The 21,985-nt window shown below is 59.5% G+C and carries 16 protein-coding genes; 5 read left to right on the top strand and 11 right to left on the bottom strand.

The genetic code is table 11. The annotated features are described in order from the left end of the window. Nucleotides 1–35 precede the first annotated feature (35 nt). From AACY49_RS01010 to AACY49_RS00980, 7 genes are all read right to left on the bottom strand, one after another. Nucleotides 36–2,969, bottom strand: a complete 2,934-nt coding sequence (locus AACY49_RS01010; RefSeq protein WP_339521398.1) for an Ig-like domain-containing protein — start codon at nucleotides 2,967–2,969, stop codon at nucleotides 36–38. Between the two features lie 176 nt (nucleotides 2,970–3,145). Next, the gene (locus AACY49_RS01005) at nucleotides 3,146–5,122 is read right to left on the bottom strand and encodes a hypothetical protein (RefSeq protein ID WP_339521397.1); all 1,977 of its coding nucleotides are present in this window, start codon (nucleotides 5,120–5,122) and stop codon (nucleotides 3,146–3,148) included. 494 nt (nucleotides 5,123–5,616) lie between these two features. Then, nucleotides 5,617–8,511 (bottom strand): hypothetical protein, encoded by a 2,895-nt coding sequence (locus tag AACY49_RS01000; RefSeq protein WP_339521396.1) that lies wholly within the window; start codon nucleotides 8,509–8,511, stop codon nucleotides 5,617–5,619. A 139-nt stretch (nucleotides 8,512–8,650) separates the two neighbouring features. Continuing rightward, nucleotides 8,651–10,591: a cyclic di-GMP receptor LapD gene (lapD, locus tag AACY49_RS00995; RefSeq protein ID WP_339521395.1), complete on the bottom strand. Its 1,941-nt coding sequence runs from the start codon at nucleotides 10,589–10,591 to the stop codon at nucleotides 8,651–8,653. A 22-nt stretch (nucleotides 10,592–10,613) separates the two neighbouring features. After that, nucleotides 10,614–11,321, bottom strand: a complete 708-nt coding sequence (lapG, locus tag AACY49_RS00990) for a cysteine protease LapG (RefSeq protein ID WP_339521394.1) — start codon at nucleotides 11,319–11,321, stop codon at nucleotides 10,614–10,616. Nucleotides 11,322–11,525: 204 nt separating this feature from the next. After that, complete coding sequence (locus AACY49_RS00985; protein ID WP_339521393.1) at nucleotides 11,526–11,921, bottom strand: YbaN family protein; 396 nt, start codon at nucleotides 11,919–11,921, stop codon at nucleotides 11,526–11,528. A gap of 10 nt (nucleotides 11,922–11,931) precedes the next feature. Beyond that, on the bottom strand, nucleotides 11,932–12,519 hold the full coding sequence (locus tag AACY49_RS00980; RefSeq protein WP_258697018.1) for a YecA family protein: 588 nt from the start codon (nucleotides 12,517–12,519) through the stop codon (nucleotides 11,932–11,934). 335 nt (nucleotides 12,520–12,854) lie between these two features. Here AACY49_RS00980 and recQ point away from each other — a divergent pair, with 335 nt between their 5' ends. The 4 genes from recQ (at nucleotide 12,855) to AACY49_RS00960 (ending at nucleotide 18,004) form a co-directional block, all read left to right on the top strand. Further along, a complete protein-coding gene (gene recQ / locus AACY49_RS00975; protein WP_258697017.1) occupies nucleotides 12,855–14,981 on the top strand; it encodes a DNA helicase RecQ in 2,127 nt (708 codons plus the stop codon). A gap of 119 nt (nucleotides 14,982–15,100) precedes the next feature. Beyond that, on the top strand, nucleotides 15,101–15,535 hold the full coding sequence (locus tag AACY49_RS00970; protein ID WP_258697016.1) for a MarR family transcriptional regulator: 435 nt from the start codon (nucleotides 15,101–15,103) through the stop codon (nucleotides 15,533–15,535). A 128-nt stretch (nucleotides 15,536–15,663) separates the two neighbouring features. Continuing rightward, nucleotides 15,664–17,475 (top strand): FimV/HubP family polar landmark protein, encoded by a 1,812-nt coding sequence (locus AACY49_RS00965; protein ID WP_339521392.1) that lies wholly within the window; start codon nucleotides 15,664–15,666, stop codon nucleotides 17,473–17,475. Nucleotides 17,476–17,716: 241 nt separating this feature from the next. Next, on the top strand, nucleotides 17,717–18,004 hold the full coding sequence (locus AACY49_RS00960) for a SelT/SelW/SelH family protein (RefSeq protein ID WP_258697014.1): 288 nt from the start codon (nucleotides 17,717–17,719) through the stop codon (nucleotides 18,002–18,004). On the opposite strand, the gene AACY49_RS00955 is transcribed toward AACY49_RS00960, so the two are convergent. Continuing rightward, complete coding sequence (locus AACY49_RS00955; RefSeq protein WP_339521391.1) at nucleotides 17,998–18,891, bottom strand: DMT family transporter; 894 nt, start codon at nucleotides 18,889–18,891, stop codon at nucleotides 17,998–18,000. The genes AACY49_RS00960 and AACY49_RS00955 overlap by 7 nt on opposite strands. A gap of 154 nt (nucleotides 18,892–19,045) precedes the next feature. Further along, a complete protein-coding gene (locus tag AACY49_RS00950) occupies nucleotides 19,046–19,804 on the bottom strand; it encodes a helix-turn-helix transcriptional regulator (protein WP_339521390.1) in 759 nt (252 codons plus the stop codon). Between the two features lie 149 nt (nucleotides 19,805–19,953). On the opposite strand from AACY49_RS00950, the gene AACY49_RS00945 reads away from it, so the two are divergent. Beyond that, on the top strand, nucleotides 19,954–20,769 hold the full coding sequence (locus AACY49_RS00945; protein WP_258697011.1) for a UDP-2,3-diacylglucosamine diphosphatase: 816 nt from the start codon (nucleotides 19,954–19,956) through the stop codon (nucleotides 20,767–20,769). A gap of 146 nt (nucleotides 20,770–20,915) precedes the next feature. Here AACY49_RS00945 and AACY49_RS00940 read toward each other — a convergent pair whose 3' ends face one another. After that, entirely contained in the window at nucleotides 20,916–21,506 is a 591-nt protein-coding gene (locus AACY49_RS00940; RefSeq protein WP_339521389.1) for an HD domain-containing protein, read from the bottom strand. A 78-nt stretch (nucleotides 21,507–21,584) separates the two neighbouring features. Continuing rightward, nucleotides 21,585–21,896 carry an Mpo1-like protein gene (locus tag AACY49_RS00935; RefSeq protein ID WP_258697010.1) on the bottom strand — a complete coding sequence of 104 codons (312 nt, stop codon included), beginning with the start codon at nucleotides 21,894–21,896 and terminating at the stop codon, nucleotides 21,585–21,587. Between the last annotated feature and the right edge of the window lie 89 nt (nucleotides 21,897–21,985).

Below are 21,985 nucleotides of genomic sequence, written 5' to 3'. Positions count from 1 at the left end.
ATAGACTTCCAGTCGATAGAGTGGTTGGCTGATACTCAACCAATCAGGCACAACGCCGGTCGTCTATAGCCGTCACCATGGGGACCATATGGAGCGTTATAGCCGTGGGCCAGAGTTCCGGTAAGGTTGAAAAAATAATGTGAACCTCCACCCCCATCCGCCACCCAAGCGCCAAACAACGCACTGGGGTGATTTTGTATGAGCGGCCACCCCAGTAACGCTGCGACATTCCCTCCTTCTCGGGCATAGAGGTTATAGAACGCCTGCATTTGGCTCAGTGTGGCTAAGCGGCCGCCCCTGGCTTGGCAGTAGTTATAGGCTTCTGGCCATGTGCGCCAGGTAGCGTCATTTCTAAGCATGGTTTTGATTCCGCTGACCTGCACAATGTAACTTGCTGTGGCATTGGCGGAATCCGTAACGGTAATGGTCGCAGTTCCATTGGCTTTGCAGGTGACTGTACCTTGGTTTGTCACACTGGCGACGCTCGGATTGTTCGACGTGTAACTCTTGTAAGGGCTCAGGCCGCCACTTGCTTGTTGCGTAAAGATAGCGGCTGCTGGAAAGTTTCTTGGTGCGCGATCTTGGGCAACAATGAAGCCGGAAAGAACAAGCGTTCTATCATTACCGGCAGACAGTCCTGCCACTACCTTCAACGTCCGGGCCGCTGATTCCGGCAACGCCCCGTAAGTCGCTTTAACCGTGTAGCTGTGATCCCCCTGCGCCTGGTCGGTGAGGGTATGCGAGTAATTGCCTGTCGGGCCAACGGGGATCGTGGCTTTCTCTGCGCCCTTGTCACGCAGTTCGATCTTCTGATTGGCACTCGCCTTACCAGTGAACACGAACGTGGTCGCGGTGGTGGAGGTGCCATTGGGAATCTCGGGGCCGCTGGCGGAGCCGCCCTTCACTGAGGTGATGGTCGGCGACACGACGGCGACCACCGTCAACAGGTGCACATTGGAGTAGGTCGCGGTGCTGTGATACAGCGATTTGGCATACAAGCGGCGACCACCCACCGGCACGGTGATCGTGCGCTCCCAGTCCCCCGTCGTCGGATGGGCAGTCGCCGTACCCTTGGACACCGCGCTCGCGCCGCTGCCGTCGAAGATCTCGACGGACTGCCCCTTGCTGGCGGTGCCGGTCAGGGTCACGCTGGTTTCGACGGTGGTGCCGCCATTGGGGATCTCGACCCCGCTCGGGGAGCCTTTGACTGAGGAAATAGTCGGTGCAACCACCGCCGTCACGGTCAGGGTGCGCACGTTGGAATAAACGGAGGTGGGGTGATACCGCGACTGGGCATACAAGCGGCGACCGCCCACCGGAACGGTGATCGTGTGTTCCCAAATCCCTGTCGTCGGGTTGGCGCTCACCGTGCCCTTGGATACCGCGCTCGCGCCGCTGCCGTCGAAGATCTCGACGGGCTGCCCCTTGCTGGCGGTGCCCTTCAGCTTCAGCGTGGTGCTCACGGTGAGCCCGCCCTCCAGCACTTCTTTGTTGCCGGCGTCCAATACGTTGTCGAGGGTCGGCACCACCAGCTCCATCGCCTTGATGGTATAGGTGCGATCCGGAAATACCGTGGCCGTGGCCGGGTTGTTGCTCTTGTCCAGCGACACCTTGAACTTGATCGTCAGCGTGGTGCCGTGCCCGAGTTGCTTGAGGTAGCTGTTGGGCAGCCCGTTGGGCCAGAATCCCTGGTTGATCCAGGTGGCGTTGACCTGGGATGGGAGGCCGTTCCACCGCACCAGGTTGTGCGTCGTGCCGTCCCCCTTCTTGCCTTCCAGACTCAACCAGCACGGCTGGCCCGCTTCGATCAGCGTGTGGAGCAATGCATGAATGGTCGCGTTTTTGCTGCCCAGCGCCATCACGTCCAGAAAGTTGTTGGCGTCGGCCTCGACGATCTTCGGCGGGATCAGCGCCGTCGCCGGCAGCGCAAGAATGTTCAGATTCAGGGGCAGTGAAGGGGAGAGTTTGCCGTTGCGTTCGATGACATAGGTGACGGTGACGGTTTTGGTCAGGCTGTAGGCCAGCACCGAACGGGGCACCGCAATTTCCAGCCCGGCACTGACCAAACGTTGCGGGCTGGGGTATGACCCCGCTGGTACATCGGTGGCACCTTTCCAGATCACGCTCAGCTTGTCGCTGGGCAACAATGAGCCCTGCGGCACCAGCGCCCGGACTTCCGGCTGGGTCGGGCTGAAGTTGGTACCGGTCTGGCCCTTGACGGTCGGGGCCGACAGGTCCAGTCGGTCGAGATGAATGTCCAGCCGCTTCTCCGGGGATTTGACCCGGTTGCCCAACTGGTCGACGACATAGAACTCGGCCACAGCACTCGGGTTGTCGCCCGCCTTCTGGAACGTGTCGGTGAACAGTGTGTGGGTGATCGGCGCGGTGCCGTCGGGAACGTCGAACCTGACCTGGGTGTCGCCCAGCAGAAATTCGATGCGGTCATGGTTGCGCCGGTTGGCATAGGTGAACCCGAACTCTACCCCTTGCGCCGCCCGTGCGGCGCTGACGCCATCCTTGAGCACGTCGGCCGGGATCACCAGATCCAGGTTGTCCGCAGGCCGCAGGTGGTACAACACATTCAAATCCCGAGACGGTTCGACGTTGCCACCGGGTCGGGTGACTTTGTAATGCAGCCGGTTGACGCCCTGCATCAGGTAACCGTGCGGCAGGTACAGACGCACGCGCAGTTGCTCCTCCCCCGAAGCGATAGTCTTGCCGGTCACGGGGGTGGGATCGCCGTTGACATACAAATCCACGCGGTCATCGGCCGCCATGATCCAGGAGCGCAGCTGCAGCTCGGTCCAGGGATCGACCAGGCATTCAAGGCCCTGGGCCTGGCCGTCGTAAAGGGCTTTGGGAATGCCGCCGTGAGCGATGTCGGCAGGTTTTACCGGGGACACCCAACCCTGGATGATTACGGGATACAGCACAAACAATTCGTTCAACGCGGCGGATTGGATATCCATCCTGCTCTCCTGGAAAGTGATAAGTCCTGAGTCCTCTCGGGACGCGGGTATCACATATCAGGCTGGGAAGACTGGCTACTGTCAGATCTGACAGGTAGTGCACGATTTAAGCAGAGCAGTCAGTCTCTGCCGAAGGCTGCGATCTTTTGATTGATCTGGTGAAGCCCGGTCCTTCTTCACGCAGCCTTTATCCGCAGCTCAGTCAAGAAATAGTCATTTGCGTCTCTCGTCGCCACATGACTGACCACTGACAATGTTATCGGCAATGATTGAGCTGTGAACCTGACTGAGTAAGGTGACCAGGTGTGCCGGGGAGGCGTAAATTGCCCGGTTGTCGTCCCCGCATTTGTCTGCAGTGAAAACACAGCCAGGTGAGGCCCTTCTCCATTGGCAGCCAGAATGCTGAATTCATACGTCCGGCCGATGATCAGGTTTGAAAATGACTTGTGTAAAACCACTCCAGCGCAATTATTGGTATGCGTGCTGTTAGTCAACCCGGTACGCCCATGGTAAGTACCAAGGGCAATATCTTTAGGATCTCTTGCGGCAGGTCCGATTTCCCATCCGTTCAGGCCGTTCTTGAACCGAGTCACCTCGTCCGATAGTGGAACAAAGATCTTAAGCGTTCTCGCTGTCGATCCCGGCCGATTGGCAGAGTTGGGTGTCACCGAATAACCATGATCCCCCTGCGCCAGGCTGGTCAGTGTATGCGTCCATTCTTGCGTCGGGCCAATGTTGACCGTGGCTTTGAAAGCGCCCTTGTCGAACAGATCAATCTTCTTGTTGGCGCTCGCCCTGCCTTTCAACACAAGCGTTGTATGGTGGGTGGAGGTGCCGTGAGGAATCTCCGGGCCGCTGGCAGAACCACCTTTGACTGAGGTAATGGTCGGGTTCACCCACGGCAGAACCTTGATCGTGTACAGGCGATCCGGAAACACCGTGGCTTTGGCCGGGTCATTGCTTTTGTCCAGCGACGCCTTGAACTTGATCGTCAGCGTGGAGCCCGGCCCGAGTTGCTTAAGGTAGTTGCTGGCCAGTGCTGCGGGCCAGAATCCCTGGTTGACCCACATTGCATTGACCTGTGCCGGGAGGCCATTCCACAGCTGCAAGTTATGCGCCGTACCGTCCGCCCTCTGGCCCTCCAGACTCAGCCAGCACGGTTGGCCTGCTTCAATCAGCGTCCAAGGCAACGCATGGATTGTGGCGTTTGCAGTACCGAGTGCGATCACGTCCAGCAGGTTGTTGGCATCGGCCTCAAGAATTTTGGGTGGAATCAAGGCGGTCGGCGACAGCGCAAGAATGTTCGGGTTCAGGGGCGGTGAGGTGGAGGGTTTGCCGTTGCGTTCGATGACATAGCTGACGGTGACGGTTTTGTTCAGGCTGTAGGCCAGCATCGAACGGGGCACCGCAATTTCCAGCCCGGCGCTGACCGGGCGTTGCGGGCTGATGTAGGAACCCGTCGGGACATCGCTGGCACCTTTCCAGATCACGGTCAGCTTGTCGCTGGGCAATAGCGAGCCTTGAGGCACCACTACCCTGACTTCCGGTTGAGTGGGGTTGAAGTGGGTGCCGGTCATGCCCTTGACGGTCGGGGCCGATAGCGCAAGACGATCGAGGTGAATATCCAGGCGCTTGGTGGGCGACTGGCTGAAGTTGCCCAATTGGTCGAACACCACGAAGTCGACCAGCGTGTTCGGGTTGTCACCCACGTGCTGGAACGTGTCGGTGAACAGTGTTCTGGTCTCCGGCACCGAGGTGTCGAGTACCTCCCATTCAACCGTCACATCGCCCAGCAGAAAGCGAATACGGTCGTGGGTTCGTCGGTTGGCATAATCGAACCCGAACGTCACGCCTCGCACCGCCCACTCGGCGCTCACCCCATACGTGATAACGTCGGGCGGGATCACCAGACTCAGGCTTTTCGGCGCAGGTTCACCAGGGGAGCGCAGGTGATACAGCACATTCAAATCCCGAGAGGGTTTGACGATGCCACTGGGTCGGGTGACTTTGTAATGGAGTCTGTTGACGCCATGGCGCAGCCGCCCGTGAGGCACGTACAGGCGCATGCGCAGTCGCTCCTCTCCCGGATCGACAGTCTTGCCGGTCACGGGGGTGGGGTCGTTGTTGATGTACAAATCAACGCGGTCATCCACCGCCAGTGTCCGGGCGCATGCCTCGGTCCATGGGTCGACCAGACACTCAAGGCCCTTGGGCTGGCCATCGTAAAGGGATTTGGGAATGCCGCCGTGAGCGATGTAGGCAGGTTTCACCGGGGACACCCATCCCGGGATGATTACCGGATACAGCACAAACAGTTCGTTCAACGCGGCGGACTGGATATCCATCATGTTCTCCTGGAAGGTGACAAGTCCTGAGTCCTTTCGGGACGAGGTTGATCACACACCAGGCTGGGAAGACTGACTACTGTCAGATCTGACAGAATGCGCACGGTTTTAGACGAGTGGTCAGTCTTTACTTTCGGAAACGATATCGGTATCAGGGGATTGGGTGTGCCTTTGGACATAGTGACGCTCCTTATGCGTCCTTGATCAAAGTCGGGCTGCTAAACCCGATCGTTGATTGCTCACCCAAGCTGGGTAAGGAAGGGGCGAATAAATAAATTCGCCCCCATTTTCTACACCGTTTCTCAGATGGCTCTTATACGTAGATTTACCACTGCGTAATCATTGCTGACATGAGTTGCCTGATGAGTATTTATGTACAATTCCAAAGAGTTGGTTTGTGCAGTGAATACTCCAGACAGTGCTGTCCAGTTTATTGTAAGGGCAGAGGTTCCGGTCAGCGGGCCTTGACTGGTACTCAAAGAAATTACAGGTGCAACGTTGCCCCCACCCACGTCGATTCTGATGGCTTCAATGGAAAATTGATAACGCTGTCCTATTTTAAAATTCGGAAAGGATTTTTTTAGGAAGATGCCTGCCAAGCTGCTGTAAGTATTGTTGAACAGTACGTTACGGCCTTGGTGCGAAATAATACGCAAATCTCTCGGGTCTGTGATGGGGCCACGTACCCACCCTTCGAATGTTCCGCTCCTAAATGTGGTCAGTTCATCTTTCAGGGTCGGCCTGATAATGAAGTTTCGTTTCTCAGATTCCGGTTCTGTGCCGTACTTCGCTTTGGCTATTAAAGTATTATCTCCCTCGGAAAAAGAGAGTGGCGAAGTTTGCCATTTTCCCACTCCGTCGACTGGCCACACGCCTTTGGAGTTTCCTTGGACAAAAAGTTCGACAGTTAGGTTTTTCGATGCGGTTCCGCTCACATTCAGGTTGCTCTCAAATGTGTTTCCTTTGTCCGGAATGACATCGCCTTTGGAAGTTTTCACCAACTCGATGGTCGGTTGTACCAGTTCAACTGCCTTGACGGTATAGGTGCGCTTAGGAAAAAGCACTGCCGTCGTAAAATTTGCCTTCTGGTTAAAATTCACCTTGAAACTGATGGTCAACACAGTTCCGTGCCCAAGTGCGCTCAACCAGTCTACTTGCGCCGGACAACTGAATCCCGATGATCCGTTGTGCGCTTCTCCTTTAAAAAGCTCCAGAGAAACCGCTGCATCATTGGCGTCGAAACCGTCGTACCGCAACCAGACACACTGCCCCGACGCCTGACCCAGCCATTCGGCCACGGTGAGCTGCGCAGTGGGTAGCAGCGTGGTCACGTCCAGCTCCGTGGTGGCTCCCTCAATCCCCGGTGTTGGAAACCGCGAGTCTTCGGCCGCAATCGGCTTGAGCGTCAAGGCCAATGATTCCGATGACGTGACTTTTTTCCCGTCACGATTCAAGTTCCAGAACAACTCAAGCGACGTGCCTTGACGGGCTACAAGAAACTCCCGGTTCAGCAAAAAGTTGGCGCGCTTGTTCTTGTTCAGAAGAGTAAGCGGGAAGGGCTGGGAGCCGACCGGCGCTTTCCTTTCCACCAGCCTCGCCCGGTCTTGTGCAATCGCCGCCAGAAATTCGACCCGCACCGTCGGAAGATCACCTAACGGGTCGATCGGATTGGCGGCCGGCTTGACCAGAAGTGGCGGCAACAACTCGATCTTCGCTTCCTCGCCAATCATCAATTGCAGCCATTCGGAAAACACCTGCACCTCACCCGGATTGGTGATCATGCATTGCACCGTCAATGGGGTATTGGCGTAGGGCGCGATGTATTTGGCGGGCACTTGAAAGGTGACCGGCTGTGTCGGGTCGGTGACGATCAGTCGGAAAATGAACAGGGCCACAATCCCGTCCTGATCGGTGGTTTGCCAGCGAGCTTCGACCGTAGCTCCTTTTTTCAAGGGCCAATATTCAGCGACCCGCACCGTGGCCATGGCGGTGTCGACCGGCAGTTTGTTGTCTGCCAGCGGTTCGACAATCGGCAGGCCCAATGGCTGGGATGTGCCCGTGATGGTGACATCGGCGGGTTTCGAAAGCTGGGTCTTGCTGGCCTTGATCAACCTGTAGGACGCGTGCAAGGAGCCCCCGATCAAGTTTCGTACCCGCTCATTCTCGACCGGAAAATCCACTGTCCTGCTGGCGGCAGTCAGCGTCCGGCTATAGGTGTGGGTGACTGGGGCGCCACCTTTCGTGAGTCCTTCCAGGGTCAGTTCGATCAGATCATCTTTTGCGAATACCCCGGTGACTAGCACCGTCATGGCACCACCCGCGAGCCCATCGTGATGCACCACGTTGTCGGGGTCGGCCTGTGCAAAAATCGGTGCAGCCAGCAACACGACGCCAGGTTTGAAAGAGAGGATGAGTGCATCCGACCAGCCGCTGGAGTTCTCCACCACGTCGAATACTTCCCAGCGCACCACCAGGCTGTTGGTGGGCTTCAGGGTGGCGAGCATTTCTGGTGTCAGCTCAAAGACAACATCACCTAACGCGGTGACGGTGCTCTCCAGGAGCAGCGATCCGAAGGCAAGCACCACCACATCACCGATGGACTGATTGAAGTACTCCGGCACGGTTACGAACATGCCGTCATCGATCACGGTCTGATCGACGAAGCTTTCCGAGGCAACGGGCAACTTGAGGCCCTGGTTGAATGGCTTGCCGCCGTCAGTGTCCGCTTCGCCGGGCGCCGGGTATTTGTAGAACAACGGAACAGGCGGTGATTTTTCGGCGTTGTCGCTCACGCGCTGAACTTCGAACCAGAAGTCCTTGTTCTCGGGCTGCAGAGGCAGAAACCTGGCTTCCATGTCTTTGGCCGAGATATGGAACGGAATGTTTTTTGCGTTCCCTTCAGCATCGAAATGCGCGTCGGTGACCGGGAACTCAGTGACGGGCGCGTTTTTTGTTTCGATATAAACCTTGATGTGGTCGCCGACGGCCATATTCAGGTAGGCCAGGATGTAGACCAGCAAGCCGTCACGGTCGCCGTGCACCATGTTGATGTTGATCCCCAAAGCACCGTCGCCCTGCGGTTTGTAACCCGGTGGGAAGGGTCGGTCTACGGCCAGCACACCGATGCCGCGATCGGGCGGGAATACAACGATTTGTCCATTGGAGGCTGGGGCAGCGTTTGTCACTGGGCTGTTCATGAATGCGTTCCTTCCATAGAGGCGCCTGGCCTCCCGAATGGGCGGCACCGATATGGATGGATTAGATAGTCAGCGCGAATGTTTGCCTACTGTCGGATCTGACAGGAGTACACAGGTTTAAGATGAGCGGTCGAATCCCTCACATCGGCTCCGGCGGCCCAATCAACCGCCCCATTACCCCAAACAACCCCAGCTCCCGAATCACTTCCAACTCCCCCTGTGTCTCCACCATCTCGGCAATCAACGGCAGATCAATGCTGTTGGTCGCCCGGAAAATCGCCTCGATGAACAAGCGCTTGTCACTCTGCTCATCAATTCCCCGAATGTACGCTCCGTCGATTTTCAGGTAGGCCAGCCCCAGTTGCGTCAGGTTGCCGATCTGGCTGAAGCTGCCGCCAAAGTGCTGCAAACCGATGCGGTAACCGGTGTTGAGCAGGCTGTGGCTCAGGCGTTGCAGTTCTTCGGGGGGCGGCAGTTGGCGTTCGTCGATTTCCAGGGTCAGCAGCGACGCCAGTTCGGGCAGTGATTCAAGCAGGTCGCAGATCAGTTTCAGCTGAGCCTGATCGCGCAGGGTGCTGCCGGACAGGCTCAGTGCGAGTGGCCAACGGTTGGCGGCGAGGTATTCGAGGGTGGTTTCGAGCATCGCCAGATCGAACCGCGCCGACCAGCCAAGGCGTTCGATCCATGGCAGGAAATGCCCGGCGGCAATCGCTTCGCCCTGAGGGTCGAGCAGGCGCGCCAGGACTTTGTGATGCAACACCTGGCTGGTGTCGGCGCACTGCACCACCGGTTGGAAATACAGCTGCATCTTGCCCTCGGTCAGCGCGTCGTCGATCCAGTTGCGCCAGTCGTATTGGGACTGGTTGAGCGCATTATCGGAGTGGGCCAGATATATCCACGGCCGTTCGGGGTGTTGCCGGGCTTGGGTCAGTGCCTGATCGAGGCGCAGCAGCACGTCGCCGGTCGCCTCGCCGGGGTGATAGGCGACCATGCCCAGGTGCGCCACCGGCATGCAATCGCTGGCGCCGGTCAGGCGCAGGTTTTCCAGGGTGGCGCTGATTTCCGAAGCCAGGCGTGCGGCACCCTTATTGTCCAGGCCTGGGGTCAGCAAGCTGAATTCGCCACCGCGATTGCGCGCCGCGAGCCAGGTGCGACGTTCCGCTGGTTGCGTCAGGCGCGAGAGCAATTCGCCGACGGCGCTGATCAGGGCATCGGTGCGCTGGCCGCCCAGACGTTGGTTGAGGCCGATCAGGTCGTTGATCCGCAGCATCAACAAATGACCGTCGCGGCTTTGCTCGGATACCAGTAGTTGGTCGGCCAGTTGTTCATCCAGCAAGCGCCGGTTGGCCAGGCCCGTGAGGTTGTCCTGATAGGATTCGGCGCGCAGCTTTTCGCTGCGCGCGGCCTCTTCGGCGAACAACGCTTTGAGTTTTTCGACCATTTGGTTCATGGCCAGCACCACGCGTTTGAGTTCCGGTGTGCGCGGCAGTTTCGGCAAACTGCGGAACTCGCGTTTGCTGATCGCTTCAGCCTGTTTGACCATGTTGTCGAGCGGCCGCAATTGCCGGCGCAATAGCCAGCCACCAAACACGGCGCTGAGCAGCCCGCAAATCAGCAGCCAGATCAGGCTGCCAAGGGTGCTGTCCCAGAGTTTGGCCAGGGCGAATTGCGGATTGCTCAGCACTTCGACCCGTGCCGCCTGTTCCCAGCCACGCATGATCAGCGCATCGCCGCCCTGTGGGCGCAGGTTCACCAAACTGACGAACCAGCCCGGAACGCCCTCGATGCGCGCCGGTGTGCTGCGTTCCACCAACACCTGTTCATCCGCCATATTGACGACCCGGATACTGCTGAAATAGCCGCTGTCGAAAATCGAGCTGACCATCAATTCGATTATCGCCGGGTCGTCGATCTGCGCCGTCAGCGAAAGACCCAACGCCGTGGCGGCGTCCTGGGCGTGGGAGCGCAACTGGCCGAGCATCTGTTCGCGAGAGCTTTCCAGGCTGACAAAAAAACTGCCGCTGAAGGCCACCAGCAAGAACAGGCAAATGGCGAGAAACAACTGTTTGCGCAGTGACATAAAACGCTCCTTGCTGTGGCGGCTAGCCTTCGCCCACGGCGAACCCTTCGATTTGCATCTTTTTCAATACGTCTTGCCAGCGCGACAGTTTTTTCGAGTCGCTGCTGCGTTTACCGCCGTTGGCCCCGGGCAAGTACAGGCCTTCGGCGTTGAAGGCGTACACCGGCAGCAGGTCTTTGCGTTGGGAGGCGGGGCGGATCTCGTCGATCAGGTTGTCCAGCACCAGAGGATCGGCCGTGGGGATGCTGTAGAAGGTCAACACCATGTGCGCCTGGTTCTGGGTCAGGGCCTTGACGTAGGTGATGCGCAGTTTTTCGCTGGGAACTCCGAGGTGGCGCAGGCTGAAATATTTCGCCAGGGCGTAGTCTTCACAGTCGCCAGCGGCCTTGATCAGCGATTCCACTGGCGTGGCCCAATAGTCGGTCTGACGCCAGATGCGCATGTCGTCCTGAAAACTCAGTTGTTGATTGAAGAAGCGATTGACCGCGTTCAGTTGTTCGCGCTCAGGCTGGTTGCGTTCGCTCTGCAGCATTTGACTCCAGGCCTCGATCCGTCCCCGGGCCGGGCCAAGGGGGCCGTGGTGTTTTTCAGCCGTTTGCAGAACCTGCGCAAAATCCCAGTCGGCCCAGACACTGCCCAAACCGGCCAGTAGAAAACTCGCCAGCAACAGCCATCCGCCGAACCGAAGCCGGAGCGTTGACCATCCTGGACTACGCGGACTGCGGGACATGTCTGGCTGCTCGGGTGCAGATGTCTGAAGTCTAGGCGGTGTTTTCAGTGAGGAAGGGCAGGTCGTCGGACGAAGGGGCAGAGTTGATGATCGTTCCCACGCTCTGCGTGGGAATGCATCCTGTGACGCTCTGCGTCACACCGGCGAAGGGGACGCGGAGCGTCCCGGGCGGCGTTCCCACGGGGACCGTGGGAACGATCAATCTCAAGATTTGTGCAGGGTTTTCTGCTTGAGGATATAAACCGTCACCAGCACCGCACTGGTCAGCATGAACCCACGCGCCCACGGCAATGGCACCAGGTAGCAGGAGAACAGGATGCTCGCCCACATCAACCCGATGGCGTAGACCTTGCCCTTGAGCGGGATGCCGTTGCCGCTCAGGTAGTCGCGAATCCACGGCCCAAGCCGCGGATGTTCAACCAGCCAGTGATAGAAACGCGGCGAACTGCGGGCGAAACAGGCGGCCGCCAGCAACAGGAATGGCGTGGTGGGCAGTACCGGCAGGAAAATCCCGATCACCCCCAACGCTACGCTCAGCCAGCCGATGGCCAGCAGCACGTAGCGCAACATCAGGGGGCGGTTGCCTATGGGGTTGTCCATAGGCAATACCTTAGTGGTGACGTGGCTTGAGGATCGCCGGTTTTTCGTCTGGCGCGTTGCACAGCAGGTACAGCGCGGTCAGGGCTTCCGGGATCTGCACGATCATGTCGTCCATCAGGTTGGCGTCGGCCGCGATGTCGGAGAACTCAGGCTGTTCGTCGAACAGACCCGAACCGACCATGATCGGCAGCAGCATTTCGCTGACTTCGTCTTCGGCGGTTTCGAACCAGGCCGCTTCGCGCAGGAACACGCCTTCCATGAAGCCGATGCACCAGCCGCGCAGGTCGGAGTCGTCCGGGTCGTCGCCCAGGTCGAGGTCGCACGGCAGCTCGAACTCTTCGTCGGACGCCAGTTGGCGGGCGATGTGAGCCTTGAGGGCCAGCAAGGTGGATTCGATCGCTTCACGCTCGGTGTCGTCGGCGTAGTGCGGCTCTTCGGCGAAGAGTGCATCGATCCATTCACGGTCGGGAACGCTTTCGGAACAGATCGACAGCGCGGTGAGGTAGCCGTGGGCGGCCACATAGTCCAGCGCCTCGTCATGCAGCTCGTCGGCGTCGAGGAAGACTTGCAGGCGGGTTAGTTGCTCAGCGAAGGACATTAAAGGGCTACCTTGGGGAGAATATACGATGCGGGAATTCTAGGCCTTCTTGAGCGCTCAGGCCAGCCGCGCGGCATATTTGCCCCCTTGTGATGGAATCTGTGGTTGGGGGCAACAGAAAACCCTGTGGGAGCATTGCATTGGCTTGCGCGCGTCTTATCAGCGGCGCCCTTTGCAGGGGAGGCCTCGGGTATACTCCCGCGTTTTGTGATGCCCTGCTGGCATCCGGGCTGAAATGTGAAGCGTCATGCAATGCGCACTTACGATTTGTCAGTGCAACCTGCGTGATTCTGAACCAGCCTTGCAGGGATGTTTCGGTGATTTTTGGAGTTTTTATGCTCGAACAGGCTCAACGCGTCCTCAAGGACATCTTCGGCTACGACCGTTTCCGTGGCCGTCAGGGTGCAATCATTGAGCGCGTGGCCAGTGGCGGCGACGCCCTGGTGCTGATGCCTACCGGTGGCGGCAAGTCCTTGTGTTTCCAGGTGCCGGCGCTGCTGCGCGAGGGCCTGGCGGTGGTGGTGTCGCCGCTGATCGCGCTGATGGACGATCAGGTCGCGACCCTCGAAGAGCTGGGCGTCGCGGCGGCGGCGTTGAACTCTACGTTGAGCGCGGAACAACAGCGTGATCTGGCGGCGCGGATCAAGCGTGGCGAAGTGAAAATGCTGTATCTGGCGCCCGAGCGTCTGGTTCAGCCGCGGATGCTGGCCTTCCTGCAAAGCCTTGAAATTGCTCTGTTCGCCATCGACGAAGCGCATTGCGTGTCCCAATGGGGCCACGACTTCCGCCGTGAATACCTGCAACTGGGCCAGTTGGCGGAGCTGTTCCCCAACGTCCCGCGCATCGCCCTGACCGCCACCGCCGATAAGCGCACCCGGGAAGAAATCGTCGATCGCCTGCATTTGCAGGATGCCGAGCGCTTTCTGTCGAGTTTCGACCGCCCCAACATTTTCTATCGCATCGTGCCCAAGGAGCAGCCGCGCAAGCAGTTGCTGGCGTTTCTCGCCGAGCGGCGCAGCGATGCCGGCATCGTTTACTGCCTGTCGCGCAAAAAGGTCGACGAAGTGGCGGTGTTCCTCAGCGAGCAAGGTTTCCCGGCGTTGCCGTACCACGCCGGCCTGCCCAACGACACACGGGCTCATCACCAGAAGCGCTTCCTCAACGAAGAAGGCCTGATCATGGTCGCCACCGTGGCGTTCGGCATGGGCATCGACAAGCCCAACGTGCGTTTTGTGGCGCACCTCGATCTGCCGAAGTCCCTTGAGGCCTACTATCAGGAAACCGGTCGCGGCGGTCGTGACGGCCTGCCGGCGGATGCCTGGATGGCCTACGGCCTGCAAGACGTGGTGATGCTCAAGCAGATGCTGCAAAACTCCGAAGGCGACGAGCGCCACAAGCGTCTGGAACAGCACAAGCTCGACGCCATGCTCTCGCTCTGCGAGGAAACCCGCTGCCGCCGCCAGACGCTGCTGGCGTACTTCGACGAAGACATGCCCGAGCCCTGCGGCCACTGCGACAACTGCGTCGATGGCGTACAGACATGGGACGCCACCGAGCCGGCCCGTCAGGCGCTGTCGGCGATCTACCGCACCGGCCAGCGCTACGGCGTCGGTCATCTGGTGGACGTGTTGCTGGGCAAGGACAACGAAAAGGTCCGCAGCTTCGGCCATCAGCATTTGTCGGTATACGGCGTAGGCAAAGCGCTGGGCGAAAGTGAATGGCGCTCGTTGTTCCGACAGCTTGTTGCTCGCGGCTTGGCGGACATTGATCTTGAGGGCTACGGCGGGCTGCGCCTGAGCGACACCTGCCGGCCGTTGCTCAAGGGCGAAGTGACCCTGGAACTGCGCCGCGACCTCAAGCCGCAAACCACCGCCAAAAGCAGCAAGAGCCAGGCCAGCCAACTGGTTCGCGGTGAAGAGCGCGAACAGTGGGAAGCCTTGCGTGCCTTGCGCCGCAAACTCGCCGAAGAGCATGGCGTGCCGCCGTACGTTATCTTCCCCGACTCGACGCTGCTGGAAATGCTCCGCAGCCAGCCAACTTCGCTGGCGGAAATGGCCACAGTCAGCGGCGTCGGCGCGCGCAAGCTGGAACGTTACGGCGAGGCCTTCCTCGAAGTGCTCGGCGGTCAGGTCGAGGCGCCGAAAGTGGTGGCCGATGTGCGCCACGAGCTGATCACGCTCGCCCGGGCCGGCATGACACCCCTGCAGATCGCCGGTCAGTTGCAATGCTCGGAAAAGAACGTCTACACGATGCTCGCCGAGGCCATCGGCAAGCAGCAGTTGTCGCTGGAACAGGCGCTGGACCTGCCCGAAGACTTGATGGGCGAAGTCCAGGACGCCTTCCTCGACGGCGAAGGCGAACTGCCGCCCGTGTCGGAGATTGCCGCGCTGTTCGCAGGGCGGGTGCCGGAAGGTGTTTTGTATTGCGTGCGTGCCGCTCTGCAGTCGGAATTCGAAATCTGAATGACCTGTCGCACAGATGTATCGATTCAGTACAGCGCACACCTTGCCTATAGCCAAAGGTCATGCTTAGCTGACTAATAATTAGTTTTTCTCTATTTCAGTCTAACCATGAGTTTTTTATGCCGTTAACCGATCAACACCGCTTTGGCATGCAACTGGCCCAGATGTCTCGAGGCTGGCGTGCCGAACTGGACCGCCGACTGGCTGGCCTGGGTCTGTCCCAGGCACGCTGGCTGGTGCTGCTGCACCTGGCGCGTTTCGATGATGCCCCGACCCAGCGCGAACTGGCGCAAAGCGTCGGCGTCGAAGGGCCGACTCTGGCTCGGCTGCTCGACAGCCTGGAAAGTCAGGGCCTGGTGCAACGCCAGTCCGTGCTGGAAGACCGCCGGGCGAAAAAAATCGTCCTCTGTGCCTCGGCCCGGCCGTTGATCGAACAAATTGAAACCATTGCCACTCAACTGCGCCACGAGTTGTTCGAAGGTGTCGATGAGGCGGATTTGAAGGTCTGTATGCGTGTCCACGGGCACATTCTGGCCAACCTGGAAAAATCTTGAGTCACAACCACGCGCCGGACTTTTGAGATACCCCGTTGGGCAGACTATAAAGAACTACTAGGCAATATCGTGTTCGTACCGGATGTACGAACGCGTACAGGTTGGTTCTGGTTATCTAAGGGATGCTCATGCTCGAGAGTTGGCACGTTGTATTGCGGTGTTGCGCCAGGCTGCTGCTGGTCGGTGGTGCCTTCACTTACTCGGCATTGGCCCCTGCGCTCGGGTTGGGCGACATCACCCAGCATTCGGCGCTCAATCAGCCGTTCAAGGCGGACATCGCCCTGGTGGACGCCAGTGGTCTGGAGGAGGGCGAGCTGTCGGTCAGCCTGGCGACGGCGGAGGAATTCAGCCGCGCCGGCGTCGAGCGGGTGTTCTTCCTCAACGACCTGAAATTCACACCGATCCTGCGGGGCAACCGCAGCCTGATCCGGGTGACTTCCAGTAAACCGGTCAAGGAACCCTTCCTGAATTTTCTGGTGCAGCTCAATCAGCCCAACGGGCGCTTGCTGCGCGAATACACGGTGCTGATCGATCCGCCGGGTTCACCGGGGATTGTTCCCGCCAATGACGACCCCGCGCCGCGCCCTCAGGCCTCCGAGTTTCCGTCCGTCGAACCGGCTGCTGCTCCGCCACCTGCTGCGAAGGATTCGGCGCCCAAGCCTGCCGCCGATCAAACCGCCGCCGCACCGGCGAGTGATCTTGTTGCCGAGCAACTGGCCACCAGCGTGCTGCAGAACCAGCAGCTGCAAAAGACTCTCGATGAACTCCACGCGAAGCTTCAGGCTCAGGACGAGCAGATCGCCGCTCAGAAAAAACAGGTGACCGAGCTGCAAACCCAATTGGCGGAAGTCAAGCAGGCGTCGGCATCGGCGCCGCCGGTCGCACCCGAGGTGACGGCGCCGGTCCCGGTGCTTGCCGAGACGCCGGAAACAACCCATTGGCCGTTGATCGCCGGGTTGGTGGTGCTGCTGGCTTTGTTAATGCTCGCAGTGTTCATTCGCCGACAACGTCAGCAGGTTCAGGCCTCGCCCGAGCCGTTACCCGTGCCGCCGTCGCGCCATGAACCGGTGCTCAACCGTGCAGCAGAACCGGCGAGGCAGGCGTCCCAGGCGCAACCGGTTGCCGGATCGGCCGAAGAGACGCCCGCCGGTGACGTGCTGGAAGGCGTCGGTATCTACCTGGCGTACGGCCGTTTGTCCGAGGCAGCCGGTTTGTTGCGAGACGCGTTGGTCAGGGAACCCCAGCGCACCGATCTGGCCGTGCAGTTGCTGGAAGTCCTCGGTAAACAGGGCGATGTGCAGGCTTATGATGCGCAGGAAAGCAGCCTGCAAGACGCCGGGTTCGATGCACAGCAACTTCAGGACATCCGCGCCCGCCATCCGAAACTGATCGGCGCCGCACCGGCGGTCGCTGCCGTGGCAGCGACGCCACCGACGCCTGCGCAACTTGAAGCGGCATCAAGCGATGAGTTCCAGTTGAACCTTGATGACCTGTCGATGGATGCGAATTGGGACCTGATCAGCCCCTTCGAAAACTCATCGTCCAGCGCCAAACCGTCGAATGAGCCAACGCAGGCAGTCGAGCCCGGGTTCACCTCGAACCTGCATGTGTTGCCCGATGTCTTCGAAATACCCGACGAGCCGACGCTGGGCGAGCCTGAGCTTGAATGGGGCGCCGAACCTGACTCTCAATCTCTGGATGACAGCTTTCTCAACGAATTCGGCGATCCTGGCCAACCGCTGGAGCTTGAGCCGCTGAATGCCGAATTGATGGATATTGAACCGGCCGGGCCGAGCAGCACGGGCAAACTCGAGCAGGCCCAGACCTGCATCGACGACGGCGATCTGGACAGCGCCATCGAGCTGCTTAACGAGTTGCTCAAGGAAGGCGACGAACCGCTCAAGGAAACGGCCCGGACGCTGTTGGCCGGCATCCGATAGGGATGTTTTGAAGATCTAATGTGGGCTTGCTCGCGAAGAACGATGACGCGGTTTTTCTGATAAACCGCGTCGTCTGCTTCGCGAGCAAGCCCGCTCCCACATTTTATTGAGGATGCCTGGAACGTTTGCCCCGGGGACCGCATCTTCGCCAAAGCCCGAAAATGGCCGCGCATGGATCTCGGGGCGAGCGATAAAGGCGGCTATCATGGCGACGCCCTCAGGCTCAGGAGTTTTGCCCATCATGACCACACGTAAACCGGAAATCGTCATCACCTACTGCACGCAATGCCAATGGTTGCTGCGCGCCGCCTGGCTGGCCCAGGAGTTGCTCAGCACCTTCGGTGACGACCTGGGCAAAGTGTCCCTGGTGCCTGGCACTGGCGGGATTTTTCACATTTTCTGTGACGATGTGCAGCTCTGGGAGCGCAAGGCCGACGGCGGCTTCCCCGAGGCCAAGGTGCTCAAGCAGCGGGTCCGCGATCAGATCGATCCGGACCGCGACCTGGGCCACAACGACCGCACTCAGTGAGACGGGGCTTGCGCCGCCACGGCGTTCTTGCTTGAGCTGCCGGAGAGCCTGCTGGAAACCACGATGGCCACGATGATCAACGCACCGCCGATCAGCATGCGCAGGGTCGGGTTTTCATCGAACAACAGCCAGGCCAGGGTGATGCCGTAAACCGGCTCCAGCGCAAACACCACTGACGCGGTCCGGGCCTTGATCACCGCCAGGCTGGCGACGAACAGGCTGTGGGCCACGCCGGTGCAAAACACCCCGAGCAGGCCGATCCACAGCCAGTCGATGGCGCGTACTTCGCTCAACTGTGGCACCGCCACTGGCAGCAGACAGATCGCAACCACCACGTTTTGACACAGCGCGGCCTGCACCGGCGGGATTCGTCCGGAGCTGGCGCGGTTGGTCAGGGACAACAGGGCGAACAGCAAGCCGGAAGTCACCGCCCACAGCAGGCCGGTGGTGGCCCCGCTGGCCAGATCGAAGTCCGGCGTGACCAGCATCAGTCCGACGCTGACCAGCACCACCAGCAGGATTTCATTGGCGCGGATGCGCTCACGGAAAATCAGCCCTTCGAGGATCACGGTAAACGCCGGGAAACTGGCAAAGCCCAGGGTTGCTATCGCCACCCCGGCCACCTTCACCGCCATGAAGAAACTCACCCAGTGCCCGGTCAGCAGCAAGCCGCTGAGCAACAGGCGGCGCCAGTCCACGGCGTCGAGTGTCTGCCAACGGGTATTACTGGCGAACCGGGCGAAAAATGCCAGGGCGAGGACGGCGAACGCGGCACGACCGAACACGATGATTGCGGGTGAGGCGGCGGCGAGTTTGCCGAACACGCCGGTCAGGCCGAACATCAGTGCACCGATATGCAGAGCGCCAAGGGCGGTACGGGGAGTCATTGCAGTCCTTAACGACAAACGAACACATGTGTAGGCGCTGCCGAAGGCTGCGATCTTTTGATCTTGATCTTTGTCGATCCCGAAAAGATCGCAGCCTTCGGCAGCTCCTACATTGAATCGTGCTGAGCCGGTTATGTCTGTCGCCAGACTCGCGTCATTTGTCGCCAGCCTCGCGTCGCAATTTACCGGGCGAGGCACCGAACTCGCGCAACACCGCGGCGGCGAACGCGCTCTGGGAACTGTAACCGACCCGACAAGCGATCTCGCCAATGGGCAGCGCCGAATCCCGCAGCAAGCCCACGGCAATGTGCAGCCGACGACTGCGAATGTAGTCCATCGGTGTCTGCCCGCATTCAGCCACGAACCGAGCATGCAAGCGAGCGCTGGACAGGCCGGCAATGCGCGCCAGATCGGCAACTTGCAGCGGATAGGCCGCGCATTGATCGATGTGAGCATTCAGCGCCGCATACGGCAGGCGCCGACCGCCCGCACTGTCGGGTCTGGCGTTGTTGAGGCTGGCCAGCAACAGCACTGCGCCTTGCTGGGCGATCAGCGGATCACTGATCTGAGTGCCCGCCAGCCAACTCACCAGTTGGCTTTGCCCGGCGTCCAGCGACAGGCGTCCGGCAGTGTCGAGCAAGCGGCGGCTGGCCTCGGCGTGGTCCCCCAGTGACTGAGATACCCACTGTTCGCCCGGCACATCCAGCACCAGGCAACGACTGCCATGGGCACTGTCGCAGGCATGATGCGCCCCGGACGGCACCACCACGAAACTCTGCTGAACCACCTGACTGCCGCGCCCCTCGACCTCGAAATCCAGCGCGCCCGACAGCCCGAACACCAGTTGCGCGTGGTCGTGGCTGTGGACGATCAGGTCGTGGGCGTACTGGCGTAGCGTGAGGATCGGTCTCATCGCAGGTCTCATGGCGATTTTGCTGAGTGAGGTCGTCAGTCTACACCGAGGCCCCGCGTTCGCGCGGTGTCACAGGACTGACTTGCGATTGTCATGGGCAATTAACCCGACCGGCGCAAGCTTGCCAAAACTTGTCCAGAGGGTTGCCCATGACCAGCGCCGAGCTCGCCAAACCCAGCCGTAAGCAACGTGTGCGGACCTTGTGGATTTCCGACGTGCATTTGGGTACCCGGGACTGCCAGGCCGAGCACCTGTCGCAGTTTCTCAAGGGCTATCACGCCGACAAGATCTACCTGGTCGGTGACATCATCGACGGCTGGAAACTGCGCAGCGGCATGTATTGGCCCCAGGCGCACACCAATGTGATTCGTCGCTTGCTGACCATGAGCAAGCGCGGCACGGAGGTGATCTACGTCACCGGCAACCATGACGAGTTCCTGCGCCGATATTCCAAGCTGATGCTGGGCAATATCCAACTGGTGGACGAAGCCGTGCATGTGACTGCCGATGGCCGTCATCTGCTGGTGATTCACGGCGACCAGTTCGACGTGATCACCCGCTACCACCGCTGGCTGGCTTTTCTCGGCGACTCGGCCTACGAGTTCACCTTGACCCTAAACCGCTGGCTCAACCATTGGCGTGCCCGTTATGGCTACGGCTACTGGTCGCTGTCGGCGTACCTCAAGCACAAGGTCAAGACCGCCGTCAGCTTCATCAGCGATTTTGAAGAGGCCATCGCCCACGAATGCGTCAAACGCGAGTTGCACGGGGTGGTGTGCGGGCACATTCACCATGCAGAGATTCGCAAGGTTGGCGAGGTGGATTACCTCAATTGCGGGGATTGGGTGGAGTCGTGCACGGCGCTGATCGAGCATTGGGACGGTTCGATCGAGTTGTATCGGTTGGCCGATGCCCAGGCGCGAGAGGCGGAGTTGAAGGCGGTGAAGGTCGCGGAGCCCGCTTAAAAACAAGGTATCTGGGCTGGCCTCATCGCGAGCAGGCTCGCTCCCACATTAGAACTGTGGTGTGCCAAATATAGGTGGCTCACTGTAGATCCACTGTGGGAGCGAGCGTGCTCGCGAATGGACTGCGCAGCGGTCCCCGACATTCATCAGGCTGACGCGTGTTCTTCCATCGCCGCCTTGTAAATTGAATTCTTCGGCTGCGCAAACAACCGCTCCATCATCGGCTCAAAGAAACTCAGTGGCAGCGTGTCGTATGCCGGATCGAACGCCGCCGCATCGTACCGGGCGCAAAATTCGATGGTTGCCTGATACTGCGGATGACGGCTGAATTGCTCGCGCAAATGCCGGTCCATGCCTAGGTGATGGAAGAAGTAATAGCCCTGGAAAACCCCGTGTTTCTCCACCATCCACAGGTTCTCGGCGTTGACGAACGGCTTGAGGATCGCCGCGGCGATGTCCGGGTGATTGTAGGAGCCTAGTGTGTCGCCTATGTCATGGAGCAGGGCGCAAATCACGTACTCTTCGTCACGACCATCGCGCCAGGCACGGCTGGCGGTTTGCAGGGAGTGGGTCAGACGATCCACCGGGAAACCGCCAAAATCCCCCTCCAGTAACTTCAGGTGCGCCACGATCCGTGTCGGCAATTGTCGGGCATAGGCGCTGAAATCTGAGGCGCTGATCGCCCAGTCTTCCTGTGTGCCGTCCTGCATATGGGTAAAACGGGCGCGGGCATACATCGGCTATCCTCTTGTTCTGATCGTAAGGGATGTTTTGAGTGTAGGACGCTGGATCCAGCGTCGCAGTGGCTGCACAGCCTAGAACGGCACACGACCCACAAGCATGTCGCGGTACATGACGAAATCGCCGAGCAAGCTGTAAAGAGGATGTTGAAAGGTTGCAGGGCGATTCTTCTCGAAGAAGAAATGCCCGACCCAGGCAAAGCTGTAACCGGCCAGCGGCAGGGCCAGCAACATCCACCAGGCGCCTTTGCCGATGGTCAGCACCAGAATGAAAATAACCAGCGTGGTGCCGACAAAATGCAGTCGTCGGCAAGTGCTGTTGCGGTGTTCGCTGAGGTAATACGGGTAAAACTCAGCGAAGCTGTTGAATCGTTTGATGTTTTCCACGACTGCGATCTCTGTGGTGTGTGCAGGCGACAAGTTGCGCTGCGGGTAGCTTATTTGAGTCTAGAGTGATCATTGGCATCAGCCAGTGA

This window comes from Pseudomonas sp. EL_65y_Pfl2_R96, from assembly GCF_963970905.1.
GTDB lineage: Bacteria > Pseudomonadota > Gammaproteobacteria > Pseudomonadales > Pseudomonadaceae > Aquipseudomonas.
The sequence above is the reverse complement of the archived record's forward strand: the minus strand, read 5'-3'. Positions and strand labels throughout refer to the sequence as shown.